Genomic DNA, 13,644 nt, shown 5'->3' on the forward strand with positions numbered 1-13,644 from the left:
GCCATATTATAATTTTGACATGATGCATTGATTTTTAAAAAAAGTAAAAACTTAAGAATAATTGCAACCCATAACAACACCACCTAAATCAAAGATTTATTGGTTAAAAGTCAAATTGTTTCTACAAATTTTTGATGCTCTTTTTTTAAGATAAATATCACAAAAAATGAGACTTGAATGCACATGATTAAGGAGACTTCATTGTAAACAAAGAACATAGCTATGTACTTCCATTGCTCACTGGGTTTTAAATTATTAAGTTAAACTTTGGTAAGACTTTAGCATAATTTGCTTTGGTAATGGTATAAATTATTTGTCCTTGCTCTTGAGCAATTTGTAATACTTTGACTGCTGATATGCCTTGAGCTTCTTTTTGTTTTGTGTTTGGATCATCAAACAACTGCTTTGGGATAAGATGTTCATTGGCAGATTGTCTCATTCATGGCGAGGTTTGATGGTGCGAGGTTTTAAATGCCAGAAATTTTACTAAGATTATATGTTTCAAGAAGTTATTTAGAAAAATAAGTATTTTCTCTTAAAAAAATTTTGTCATCTATACAAGATAATGCTAATATATTTAATATAAGTGCTACATTTATTAGCAAATAATTTTTTTTGTTAAAAATACTCCGCCTAATACACCTACCAAAATCGATAAAGGTAAATTATAAGACCAAAAAAAGCTAGCTAGCCCAAAAAAACGTTGCTAGAGATATCAAAGATACAGCTATTGATAGATTTATATCACGCTTTCCTGTTTTGCTTACCGTATATATACTACTAATATAGAATGAGATAAGCAATGTAACGATAGATGTGATAAACATATTAATCTCATTAAATTAATTTTTGATACTATTTAATTTTAAAACAATATATGATGAAATCATTCCAATGATTAAAAAAACTTAAATCTACTCCAAAACCATTTAAATAATAATTTATTGAAAAATATATATCTATTAATATGTTTGCAAATATCATAATTATATATAAAGGCTAGATTAAACAAACTGTATAATTTAAAAGATGCATTTGTCTTCATTAATAAAATTAAATATATAAGTATACTAAATATATATCCAATAGAAATTTTTTCTAACAAAAAAATATAATTAATCATTTCTTTCCTATACTATTGCTTATTCTACAACCGTCGTGTACCATTTGAGATGAAGTGGCAGAAGTATACACCCAGCCAGTTATGGTAGAAAAAATTATTTCACCAATACCTGCACTGAGAAACACACCTACAGCTATGGCTAGAAAATTCAATAAGCTATTAACGGATATGTACCAGTCAGGACAACCTGCTTCAATCAACGAAAGATTATTAGCTGCCGTAATCATTAAAGCTGAAAAAGTTGTAATTATGGTTACTATAACACTTAAAAAAGGAAATGATAAACTAGCTAAAGCGATTAGACCTAAGCCAATGACAATTAAATTTTGATTTTCTCCAAAGAAATTCAAAAACCCCCATTCACCCCACCCCCAATCAAATATGCTCCTGTTCCTGTGGTTGGATCAAGGATAATATAACCAGTTCCATGCCAACCAAATAGCCGATGAACTGCTAGATCCTATCGAATTAGAGTTTTACCAACCCTTTTTAGAGAAAGTGGGGTTTAAGCACCTCTCCACCTAAATCAAAGATTTATTAGTTAAAAGTCAAGTTGTTTCTCTAAGCCGTCTTACTGCAAAAAAAGATATGAGAAAAGAACTGACAGGATAAGAAAGCATAATATATATGTTACTTGCTGATGTTGATTGTCTGAAGAACCACATTTCATATAAAACACTCAACACAAACCAAGATAAAAATCCAAGTAAAAAACTAATTATCAATAGTGAAATAGTATATACAAACCAAGATTTAGAGTATGTAACAAATCTTTTATGCTCTTTTTTTAAGATAAATATCACAAAAAATGAGACTTGAATGCACATGATTAAGGAAACTTCATTGTAAACAAAGAACATAGCTATGTACTTCCATTGCTCACTGGGTTTGCAATAATATTGCAGTGTTTTCCTACTGCTTCTGCCAATGAATCTCCTTATATTAATAAAGGAAACATCAAAGCAATAGCCAAAGCAGGGTAGACAGATAAGGATAATATGCCTAAACTAAGATTTATTGCTGATGTTAATCCAGTATTACCGTTACCAAAAACATTTAAAAATTCAATAAGCAGAGTTAGCTGGAAATCATTAAAAAATTTCAATAAATCATTTGAACGATATTTTAAAAACTCATCATTTAGTCTAAAAAACCACCATAAAACTGCCGCACTGTTTAATCTTTCATCTGCTCTTTCCAAAACATTGTAAATAACTGCTGGCGTATAAAAAAATCCCTTAGCATCAAGCCCACTAAAGCCTGTATAATGGATATTAAGGTATTCAAATGGAACTTCTGTCCAATCTTTATACGGATTAAGCATCTTTCTGTTATTTCTAATACTATTTAGAGCTTCTACACGGTCTTTTTCAAGCCAGTTTGAAATCTCATTTTCAAAATCTTGAAGATCTTTTTCTTTTGTTTCAGGATTAAAAGTATACGGATAAATAGGAAATCCAAATTTCGTACAATATTTATCAGCATAATCTAACTCTGCCAAGGCAAGAAAGGACTTATTATCGGATTTAAAATTTCTAAGTGTGAAAAATCTAATCAGCTCTGGGCTCATGTTATTTTCCTAAAATAGCGAATGTTTGTTTGGTTTTTATGGCTGTTGCTTGTTTATGTCTTGTGGATTATAGCTAATTGCATGGTAACTGTCTGTACTATAACATCAAATATAATCTAAAATTATTGCTGAAATAAGAAACCCTAATAATATAATTAAAAGCTCTAATTTTAATGCAAAAATTCCTTGAAAAGGTAAAACTATTGATAGTTTGGGCTTGAATGGGCAGATATATACTGTTATTTGATTGTCTTTAATATTATTATTCAGTATATCTAATGCTTTATAATATCCGTTTACAGTTACTCTTCCATAAGAATTTAAATGATAAGATTCATATGTTTGATTTTTATATGAAAATGAATACAAAATAAAAACACCATGTGCATCAACAAATCTTGTTTTCTTTCCAATCGGCACAATGCCTGATCGTACAACATCTGCTTTACAACGAGGTGCTAGTAGAATAAATAGAGCATCGATTAAGATCAAGATAAATACAACGATTATACATATGAAGCCAATCCAAAATAAAGATTTTAGCAGAAATCCCATATAGGCTTCATATGCAATTTGATTACGCATAATAATCCTCCTTATACTCATTACGTCGGATAAAGTTATAAGAAAATATATTGCTGTTAATCCACATTGCAGCTACACTTGTCATTATAATAGCCATTAAGTAAGTAGCCAAGCCTAGAGGACCTGCGACTATAGCAAGAGAAGCGATTAAAGAAAAAGCTAATGTATTAACACTTATTTGACCTATCTTGTTGCTGGTGGATAAACTGTCGTTATTAAAAACCAACACATTCGCAGCCACCAATCCAACCCAACCTGCTATTTTACTCAATTTATTCAATCTCTCAATATGATTCAATTGAGCATCGGGGTGAAAGCTGGTTCGAATAACGTATTCATTTTTTCCATACTTTACGTTGTTGTATGCGTTATCTTTTAAATCGCTATCATAATCAGACAAACCTAACAACAAAGTCGATAAAAACAACGCAATATCTGATAAAAAAGGATAATCAGTCCAACCCCCATCAACCCCACCCCCAATCAAATACGCTCCTGTTCCTGTGGTTGGATCAAGGACAATATAACCAGTTCCATGCCAACCAAATGCGTGAACTTGGGAAACATATGGTTTTACAGTATTTATTAATAAAATACCAAACTTTAATTAAAAGTTAAATTTTTATAAGTTTTTTGCAGAAGGTGGTTTTTAATCAATATTGTAATTATGATATTTATAATTAAGAACAATATCCAAGATGTTGTGATTATCTTTATTTCCCCAAAAAAATGGTATAACGTATATTTTTTTATTAAAGCTTTCTCTTATTATAAAATATTTTTCATTATCTTGGACAACAATATCACTCCAATTATAAAAATTATTATTGAAACCCCAAAAACTATTTTCGGTATTCAATCCATCTTTTGTAATAATAATTTTTTTGTTTTTTATGCAGCTATTAAAGCCAAATATTAAAAACAACAAACATATTAATATAATTATCAATATATTATTTGTTGCTGGCTGTAAAAATAGTACTCGTATTGTTTGTATGATAAATAATACAAGTGCTAAAACTATTAATTTTTGCCATGAATTTAAGAAATAAAATTCATATTTAATTCCCATTAGCATTCACCAATAGCATGATTTGTTTTTATTAAATGAATCGATTGAAATAATATATAAAGAGTTCCTAAGAAAGATGCCACCCCTCCTAATAATGGGTTATGATAAGGTGAAGGTATTGTACTTGCCAAACTTAAAGCAGAAAGTCCATTTTTAAGAGAATTTTTTTGACTATCAAATAAGCATTTGCTTTTACTGATCAGTATATTAAGGTTTGTAATAAATACACCCAAAGCTACTGTCGAAAAGGCAATCCATTTTACAGTACTTGAATTTGGTTCAAATAGAACGGATATTTCACTATTGGTTAACCCTATAAAAAAATCTTGGTTAAATGCTTCGCTGTACGATGGAAAAGTAAAACCCCATCAACCCCACCCCCAATCAAATACGCCCCAGCACCAGTATAAGGGTCAATAATGATATAACCCGAACCACTCCAACCTTTCACACTAATGTTTCTTTCATGAGCAGTAACAATACGTCCTGCATTCACCGCATTTCGAATATCATTCATGACATTGGCTGATAAACTTAATTTTGGCAACACTAAAGGTGAATTAAAAAAAAGGAATTTTCCATAATTTTATGTCATGCTATAAATACTGTATAACATCATGAAATTCCTTATAAATATCATTTTCAATAATTTTATATTGTTTTATATTTATAATCCACATTTTATTGCTTAAAATATTTTTAATATCCATCATTCAAATGCCTTTAGTTCACCGAACACTACCAAGAATTAATATGAATATTTTTAACACTTAAAAATGCAATAATATTGCAAAAACAAAACCAAATACTATGAGTGAAGTTAAGGGGTATATTTTATTCCATTTAAGTGGATAAATAATAGCAATTTTAGGATTTAAAGGAAAATAGTAAACAAATATTGTATTATCTTGAGTTGATTTATTAATCAATCTATCAATATCATGATATTTTCTACGCATTACATTGTTAAAAAAATTTATCTTATTTGACGTATAGATTTTTTTATTAACTCTATACTCATAGGTTATATGTAAAAAATACCAATTATCAATTACAGTATCTATATGTGATAAATTTCTATAATAAATGTGTTTTTCTATAATTCTACCTTTAGTTTTTGGAAAAAAAAGAAATGATAAGTCTAATATTATCAAAAAACCTATTGTAAATATTAAAACCCCTGATAATACCAACACTATGAGTAATATCATATAATTATCCTTATGTTTTATATACAACACTTCTTATATTATATTTATTTTTATATATTATTATATTAAATCCGTATAAATCATTTATTAATATAATAGATGTGGCAATGGTAAGAGCCATAATCACAGAAAGAATAATGCCAATAGATAAAGGCGTTGCTAGCATAATAGCATTGCCAATATACGCAATTAAAGAATATCCTAAAATATTGGTAAACACTTGAAAATACTTTTGATTTATTGTTAAGTCATCATTATTAGAAATATAAGTTAAACTAATTAATAAACCCGCTAAACCTATATATTTAGAAATTTGACTAAACTTATATGTTTCAAGAAGTGATTTAGAAAACCAAGGCTTTTCCATTAAAAAAGTTTTACTGTCTATATATGATAATGCCAGTGTATTTATTAAAGAGGCATTATCACTTGTTATATACCCCCATCAACCCCACCCCCAATCAAATACGCCCCTGTTCCTGTGATTGGATCAAGGATGATATAGCCTGTCCCATGCCAACCTTTCACACTAATGTTTCTTTCATGAGCAGTAACAATACGTCCAGCATTCACCGCATTTCGAATATCATTCATGACATCTAAGTTGTGGTTAAGCTTTGGTAAGACTTGACTGTAGTACATCATTTTCCCATTTTACAAGTGTTATTAATCAAATCACTAGAACTCACCAAATCTGCCTTTTATTTGCCTTTTTTGAGATTGGTGGGGTTTGAAAAATAGAAATCCAATCTTGGAAGTTAAGGTAGCTTTAACCAAATTTACTTTAAGAAATTTTTCTTGTTGTTAGAAAACCAAATAATAAGCCAATAAAGATGCAAGAAATTTTATTCCATAACAAAATTGATATGATGAAGAAATATGGTATGACTGATAATGCACCAACAACAATTACAAGATTGGGTTCAATTTTTTTACAAAAATACTTCTGGTATAACCAAGAACCAACAATTACAAAAAAATACGTCAATAAAAAAAACTCAATTCTTTCCTTATTAGATGCATTTAGTATATTTTCATTAAATAAATCCATAATGTCCTCCCTATTTATATTTGCATAAAGGTGCAACTGAAGGAAGAATGTTGTTGTACAACCATGAAGAAAAAGCAGTTACTATTGCTGTACCTGTTCCTTTAAGGAAAACACCCAAAGTAAACCCAATAAAGTTTAATACGGAATTCATTATTATCGTAGTATCAGGACAATTATTTTCAATTAAAGTTAGGTTTGTTGCCAAAGTAACCATAATTCCTACGAAAAATGATATAGATAGAATAGCGATAGTTATCGGTAGACTTACAGAGCCTAAAGTTGCTAATACAGAAACTGCACCCAAAGCTAGTGCAAAAGGATTTGCATTTTCTCCAAAGAAGTTCAAAAAACCCCCATCAACCCCACCCCCAATCAAATACACTCCTGTTCCTGTGGTTGGATCAAGCACAATATATCCTGTTCCATGCCAACCGAATGCATGTACCTGTGTTTGACTAATGGTTACTTCTTTTCCTGCATTAATTGCATTACGCACATCAGTCATGACATCTAAGCTGTGGTTAAGCTTTGGTAAGATTTTAGCATAGTTTTCTTTGGTAATGGTATAAATTATTTGTCCTTGCTCTTGGGCAATTTGTAATGCTTTGACTGCTGATATGCCTTGAGCTTCTTTTTGTTTTGTGTTTGGATCATCAAACAACTGCTCTGGAATCAAGTTTTCATTGAGCGATTCTCTAATGCCAGTTGAGCGGTTAAATGCTGTTACGTTGTTTACTTTATTATCTTTATCAACCGTTTGTTTTAAGATACGGTCAATGTCCATAATTACCTCTTTAGGTTTGGCACTCATTGCTAAGTCAATGTCATTTTGTCTAAATTTGTTCGTATGAATATCAAACCCAGTATTTGAATAAGAAATAAACATATTAAATAATATTTCTCTTTAACCATTGCTTTATTTAGTGGCTTAATTGGAAAGCAAATTTTATGATTCTTAGGAGAATAGTAAAATTTAATTCTATTTAATGATGTAGCAAAGCTCTCAGCATCGTTGATATCAGGAGAAAAAAATCTAACATCATATGAAAAATTACCCTTATATTTTTTATTATTTATTTCATAAATAAACTTAATGCATGGGTAGTATATTGAGCTTCCACCACTAAGATAAATAATATGACCCTTTTGAATTTTATACATTAATTCTTGACTATAGGAACCAGATAAAAATAAATTTAAAAAAAATTCTGAATAATAGTTAGTAATTATGACGTATAGATTAAATATTATACCGCATAGGAATATTAAATAATTTAGTTCTCTAATACCTATAACAAAACATGAAATGGTAATTACCCAAAATATTGAATATTTCATAGTTAATCCTCTCGACGTTTACATCCTTCACTTATGAGACTGTTAACCATGTAGGTGAATAAGATATCTTGAATAATAACCATGCCAACCGCAATAAGAATACCAAAGCCTGTAAAACCCATCAAGAAAATTGTCTTTTCTAATAGTAACTGGAAAGCTGTTAGTGTAATTATACCTACATATACTATAGACTTATGGTAACAATCTGAAGGCGTACTTAGTATATTTACTAAGAATCTTGAAGGAACTAAAAACCTACCCACTTTATCTAAAAAACTCATAGTTTTAGTATCTTTAACAATCTCTGCTAAACTATGAAAATAGTTTCTGAAATTATCAGCAACCATAGCCTCATAACCTAGAAAATTTAGGAAGTTAGTTGATAATAAATTTATTCCCTCTATATCTCCACCATTAAACCCACCACTAATCATATAGGCACCAGCACCCGTTGCGGTATCAGTAATGATATAGCCTGTGCCATGCCATTTTAAATGAGTAATTGCACTTGCATGAATCGTTACCACTTTATCCGCATTCACCGCATTACGGATATCATTCATCGTTTCACTATCATGATTAAGTTTTGGTAGGATTTTAGCATAGTTATCTTTATTAATGGTATAAAGAACTTGTCCTTGTTGCATTGCTAACCGAATGGCTTTTACCGCTGACACACCTTCGACATTTTTCTCATCTTTGGTATTCATCAGCATTTCGGGTACGGCATTTTCATTTAAACTTTGTAACATACCCATTGCTTGGTTGTAGGCAATAACTTTTTTATTATCATTATCTTTATTAACAGTTTGAGATAGGATTCTGTCAATATCCATATTCATACCAACTGGCGTTATCCGAGTTGCAATACCATAGCGGTAGTCTGTTCGCATTTTTGTTGAGAACGTGCCAATACTCATATAAGGGTTGGTAATGATATTGGTTTGTTTTTGGGCGATGGTGTCTTGAGCTTGGTTGATGGCAAAATAGCTTTGTACGCCTGCTTGCATCATCGCTACTTCATGAGTTAAAAAACTATGAAATACATGTCAAAACTTTAAGAAAAAAATAATATAAACAGCAGTAATCAGCATTACAAAAATGAAAATATAAATGAATATGGTATAGTCTCTTTTTGTTATACGAGAGCCAAAATAGTTGTTATCCGAACTACCATTCGTTGCAGCCATTAATAAAGCACTGAATATTAACGCAAATATTAAAATGATTATAAATATCATGTTTTCCATATTAATATACCTAGCTTGATTGATGAGTTTTTGAGTATCAAAGGGTACGGCTTTGGCAAGGTCAATGCCTTGGGTGCGTAGGTAGGATTTGTAACTGGCATCAAGTGGAATCCAAGTATTATTTTGGTAAGCATTGTTTTGATTGTTCTTGGTATTGGCAATGGAACCTTTGGCAGGTAAGTTACTGACATTGGCTTCTACCCAGGTATGTTCAAGGCGTAAGTATTTGGCTTTTGCTCCGTCCATAAGGGCTTGATTGGGTATGCCACCTTGACCTAATAGGTTTTGGGCTGCATCGATGTTACTTACCCCACCAACCCAATCCATCGCTTGTTTGGCATCGATGTCAACTGTGCCGTATACATAGCGAGCAGGAATGCCACTTGCACGCAACAGGGCAATTAATAAACTTGCGGTATCGGTTGCGTTGCCACGTAGGGTTTGTAGGGTGTAAACTTTTAGGGCTTCTGTAAATTTTTTGGCAATTAAAAATAGTATAAAATATTAACTACGCTTTTTAATTTTCATAAATTACTTGTGAAATACAATATTAAAAATACTACAGTTGATATTATAATGCTAGAAATAGGAAAAATTTTATTCCATCTCAAAGGAAAAGCGTATGATTTTTTTGGGAAAAATGGATTTACGTAAACATCTATATATCCATTGTAGGATCTTTTGTTTATTATACTTTCCAAATCAGACCTTTTCTTTCTATATATATTATTGAATGAATTTAGTTTAGATCCATTTATTATTTCTCCTTTAAATTCATATTCATAAATAATATTTAAGCAGAAAAAGCTTTCATGTTGATTTTTTTCTTCATGTATTCTTAAGAGTTTAATCTTTGCTTGTTTCTTTGGAAAAAGAATATAAATAAAATCGATTATTATTTTAAAAACATTGATGATAAATAATAAAATAATTGTTAATTTGAATAGGTTTGCAATGATTTCCATAACACTATGCCTCATAGCTTTTATAATTATTGGAAAATATTCTATAATAACTGCTTGCTCTATAAACTGAATTAATATACGTAGTACCTATTGCTAAACCAAAAGCGACTACTAAAGACAGCAATATTCCACTTGCCAATGTGATAGAGCCAAGTGCTACGAATCCTAATATAGCGTTAGTAAAATACATTGTTGTAAAAAATGTAAAAGTTGTCGTTGATAATTGAAAAAGTTTTTTATTATTATCCAAGCTATCATTATTTAATATTATTTCCATTGTTATAAAATAGCTAACCCAACCAAGAAATTTAGTGAGTTTATCTAGTGTCTTTGGGTGCAATAAGGACTTATAATAGAAGTACAGACCGTTAGGCTTAGATAAATCTAAATTAGCAACCTCAGCATGAGTCAATGCAATAGTTGAAAGCATTAAGCTTGCATCTTGGTTAACCCACCCCCCATTCACCCCACCATCAATCAAATACGCCCCAGCACCAGTATAAGGGTCTAAGATAATATACCCACTACCATGCCAACCTTTCACACTAATGTTTCTTTCATGAGCAGTAACAATATGTCCTGCATTCACCGCATTACGAATATCATTCATGACATCTTGACCATGGTTTAACTTAGGTAAGATTTTAGCATAGTTATCTTTGGTAATGGTATAAATTATTTGTCCTTGCTCTTGAGCAATTTGTAATGCTTTGACTGCTGATATGCCTTCTGCTTCTTTTTGCTTGGTATTTGGATCATCAAACAATTGCTCGGGGATAAGATGTTCATTGGCAGATTGTCTCACTCCTTGACTTTGGATAAAAGCTTTTAACTCATCTTTATTATTGTCTTTACTAACAGCAGTATACATCAATTGATCAATGTCCATCTGCATGCCTTTAGGACTGCCGCCAAAGATAATGCCATAGCGTTGATTGGGGTGGATATAGGTGGCAAAGCTACCATAACTCATGAATGGCTGTTTAATCACATTGCCGTGTTGTTTGGCAGCAATGGTATCTTGAGCTTGGTTAATGGCAAAATAGCTTTGTACGCCTGCTTGTAGGATAGCTCCTGTTAGGTCATGCTTGGTTAGCCCTTGCAATACCACTTGATCTTTGGTCGCTTGGAATTTTTCCAGTTGGGTTTTGGCATTTTCTAGCGTGGTTTTGGTTTTCTCTAACTGCTGCTGGCTTATGCCTTGTAGGTTATAGCCAATTGCGACATATTCCCCTGCCCGTACAATCTTGTTTTTGAGTGGAGCGGTCATCTGATAACTGCCTTTACCACCCATGCTGGCGGTTTGATAACCCAGTTGTAGATTAACTTCTGTGCCAAAGGGGTAAGTATTGCCTTGTGATAACGTCTGACCGTCTAAAGTAATCTCTGCTGCCATATTAATACTGCGTGGCAAATAGCTTGGCAGTTTACTTGAGTCGATATTACCATTTTTATCAGGCTTTGGCATCATTCCCATGATGATATCTTCATCTGCCTTACTGGCAGGTTTAAAAGACAACGCCAACGGCTTGCCTTGCAGTTTGGTGGTGGGGATTTTGACATGAAAGCTCGGTTTTTCTCCCAGTGCTATCGTATTATTGCGTTCATAAATATCCTGATAAAGATTCATCACAAAATAATGCCTCATCTCATCAGGCAAGGTTTGATAATCAGATATCACGGTTTTAACTTGATATGGCAATACAGGGCTTAAAAACTGGCTTTTGTATTCTTTAATCTGACTTGTACCCAGCACATCGCCAATGGTGGCATTTGGATAGTTTTGTTTAAGATAATTTTCTACTTGTTGTTGGTAATTGGCAATGGCGGTGTTAACAGCATTTTGGTTTAGATTTTTTACCGAGCCTGTTGTTTCATCAATGATGGCTGTGGATTTGGCTTGATTGATGAGTTTTTGAGTATCAAAAGGTACGGCTTTGGCAATATCAATGCCTTGGGTGCGTAGGTAGGATTTGTAACTGGCATCAAGTGGAATCCAAGTATTATTTTGGTAAGCATTGTTTTGGTAAGCATTGTTTTGATTGTTCTTGGTATTGGCAATTGAACCTTTGGCAGGTAAGTTACTGACATTGGCTTCTACCCAGGTATGTTCAAGGCGTAAGTATTTGGCTTTTGCTCCGTCCATAAGGGCTTGATTGGGTATGCCACCTTGACCCAATAGGTTTTGAGCGGCATCTATGCTGTTTACCCCACCAACCCAATCCATCGCTTGTTTGGCATCGATATCAACTGTGCCATACACATAGCGAGCAGGAATGCCACTTGCACGCAACAGGGCAATTAATAAACTTGCGGTATCGGTTGCGTTGCCACGTAGGGTTTGTAAGGTGTAATCTGAGCCTTGAATGCTGCCATACGTTGGCATAAACTCAATGTTGTCATGCACCCATTTGTAGATTTTAGCAGGGTTGTTGTCAAGCTGTTTGGCTTTGGTTTTAATCGCATCGGTGATTTGAATGTCATCGGTTTCACCAAGGTCGGCTGGTTGCACTTGAGTGGGCAAGGCATTTAATACTGTCCATTGTCCCATTTGGCTTATGCTTGATGTGGCAGTGCTTATTGCCAGTGAATTGTTATGATGGGTTTTGTTAAGTAGGTATTGTCCAATACGATATTCGGTATCTTGCCACTTATGAATCGCTGAACGTGCTGTATTTGGGTTTGTGCTATTTAGGTTTGTGCTAAAGTTTACAGGTTGAATGGCATTACTTTGATTGACAATCGGCTTGCGTACTTGATTGTTTGGCATTGTCCAAGGTAAATGAGCCATGTCGGTTTGGGATTTTTTGGGTTGCCAATTATCAAGCTGTTGGTTTAAAGCATTCAGGGCGTGGTATTGGCTTTTGGTGTCATTGGCAACCTTGACATCTTTTAGCAAGGTTTGCAAGGTTTGATAGCGGGTTTGTATTTGAGCGATGAGTGTGTCTTGCTCGGCAACTGCTTTAGTGTTGCCAATTTGAGACAGTTTTTGTTTTTGGGTATTAAGATCGTTTAGTAAGGTTTGTTGTTCAGTTGCCAACTGTTTGGCTATTTTGTTAAGTTTGGTATGGGTATTATGTACAACATCTTTGTTGTATAAATCAATATTTTCGTTGTTGTTGGTAAACAGATCGGTTATGCCGTCAATCAGTTTACGGTAAATGCTTCTGCCTTTTAGGTAATTTTTATGTTCAGCTTGGTGGGTTTGGGTTTGTAGGTGGTATTGATGGGTTAGATTAACCAGTTGTTCATAGGCGTTTTGTCCTGCAACGGCTTGGGCTTCGATGTCTTTTTGTTGGTTGTGGTGGTTTTGTGCCATTGCCATTGCAGGAAGAAGCAGGGCGTTAATCAGGGTTATGGTGCATAGCACACTCACCGCTTTGGTTAATACAGTCGGTTTATAGTCTAAGGTTTGGTTATCTGGCTTTGGTTTGTCAATCTTGTAAAAAAGGCTCATCGGTGTGTCCTTATAATAAATT

14 protein-coding genes are annotated in these 13,644 nt (G+C 32.7%); 1 reads left to right on the top strand and 13 read right to left on the bottom strand.

The genetic code is table 11. The features are described from left to right. Window positions 1–247 precede the first annotated feature (247 nt). Window positions 248–439: a hypothetical protein gene (locus MOMA_RS02225; RefSeq protein ID WP_009766990.1), complete on the bottom strand. Its 192-nt coding sequence runs from the start codon at window positions 437–439 to the stop codon at window positions 248–250. Between the two features lie 738 nt (window positions 440–1,177). Between MOMA_RS02225 and MOMA_RS02235 the strand changes: the two genes are divergently transcribed. Further along, window positions 1,178–1,453, top strand: a complete 276-nt coding sequence (locus tag MOMA_RS02235) for a hypothetical protein (protein WP_152411754.1) — start codon at window positions 1,178–1,180, stop codon at window positions 1,451–1,453. Window positions 1,454–2,060: 607 nt separating this feature from the next. Here the strand turns inward: MOMA_RS02235 and MOMA_RS09520 are convergent. The 12 genes from MOMA_RS09520 to MOMA_RS02315 all read right to left on the bottom strand — a co-directional run bounded on the left by MOMA_RS09520 (window position 2,061) and on the right by MOMA_RS02315 (window position 13,622). Beyond that, window positions 2,061–2,693, bottom strand: coding sequence for a hypothetical protein (locus MOMA_RS09520; RefSeq protein WP_009766994.1), 633 nt, complete (start codon window positions 2,691–2,693; stop codon window positions 2,061–2,063). A 105-nt stretch (window positions 2,694–2,798) separates the two neighbouring features. Next, entirely contained in the window at window positions 2,799–3,278 is a 480-nt protein-coding gene (locus MOMA_RS02250) for a hypothetical protein (RefSeq protein ID WP_009766995.1), read from the bottom strand. Then, the gene (locus MOMA_RS09895) at window positions 3,271–3,765 is read right to left on the bottom strand and encodes a hypothetical protein (protein ID WP_009766996.1); all 495 of its coding nucleotides are present in this window, start codon (window positions 3,763–3,765) and stop codon (window positions 3,271–3,273) included. Before MOMA_RS09895 ends, MOMA_RS02250 begins: the two co-directional genes overlap by 8 nt. A gap of 162 nt (window positions 3,766–3,927) precedes the next feature. Beyond that, window positions 3,928–4,350 carry a hypothetical protein gene (locus tag MOMA_RS02260; protein ID WP_009766997.1) on the bottom strand — a complete coding sequence of 141 codons (423 nt, stop codon included), beginning with the start codon at window positions 4,348–4,350 and terminating at the stop codon, window positions 3,928–3,930. Between the two features lie 313 nt (window positions 4,351–4,663). Then, the gene (locus MOMA_RS02265; protein WP_009766998.1) at window positions 4,664–4,867 is read right to left on the bottom strand and encodes a hypothetical protein; all 204 of its coding nucleotides are present in this window, start codon (window positions 4,865–4,867) and stop codon (window positions 4,664–4,666) included. Between the two features lie 704 nt (window positions 4,868–5,571). Continuing rightward, the gene (locus MOMA_RS02275) at window positions 5,572–5,928 is read right to left on the bottom strand and encodes a hypothetical protein (RefSeq protein ID WP_009767000.1); all 357 of its coding nucleotides are present in this window, start codon (window positions 5,926–5,928) and stop codon (window positions 5,572–5,574) included. A 65-nt stretch (window positions 5,929–5,993) separates the two neighbouring features. Further along, window positions 5,994–6,203 carry a hypothetical protein gene (locus tag MOMA_RS02280; RefSeq protein WP_009767001.1) on the bottom strand — a complete coding sequence of 70 codons (210 nt, stop codon included), beginning with the start codon at window positions 6,201–6,203 and terminating at the stop codon, window positions 5,994–5,996. A gap of 419 nt (window positions 6,204–6,622) precedes the next feature. Next, entirely contained in the window at window positions 6,623–7,498 is an 876-nt protein-coding gene (locus MOMA_RS09900) for a hypothetical protein (protein ID WP_202593235.1), read from the bottom strand. A gap of 454 nt (window positions 7,499–7,952) precedes the next feature. Then, window positions 7,953–8,963 (bottom strand): hypothetical protein, encoded by a 1,011-nt coding sequence (locus MOMA_RS02300; protein ID WP_152411755.1) that lies wholly within the window; start codon window positions 8,961–8,963, stop codon window positions 7,953–7,955. A gap of 36 nt (window positions 8,964–8,999) precedes the next feature. After that, the gene (locus MOMA_RS02305) at window positions 9,000–9,698 is read right to left on the bottom strand and encodes a transglutaminase-like domain-containing protein (protein WP_083874831.1); all 699 of its coding nucleotides are present in this window, start codon (window positions 9,696–9,698) and stop codon (window positions 9,000–9,002) included. A 26-nt stretch (window positions 9,699–9,724) separates the two neighbouring features. Further along, complete coding sequence (locus MOMA_RS02310; protein WP_009767005.1) at window positions 9,725–10,165, bottom strand: hypothetical protein; 441 nt, start codon at window positions 10,163–10,165, stop codon at window positions 9,725–9,727. Between the two features lie 4 nt (window positions 10,166–10,169). Further along, a complete protein-coding gene (locus MOMA_RS02315) occupies window positions 10,170–13,622 on the bottom strand; it encodes a transglutaminase-like domain-containing protein (RefSeq protein WP_009767006.1) in 3,453 nt (1,150 codons plus the stop codon). Between the last annotated feature and the right edge of the window lie 22 nt (window positions 13,623–13,644).

The sequence above is a fragment of the Moraxella macacae 0408225 genome, from assembly GCF_000320365.1.
Lineage (GTDB): Bacteria > Pseudomonadota > Gammaproteobacteria > Pseudomonadales > Moraxellaceae > Faucicola > Faucicola macacae.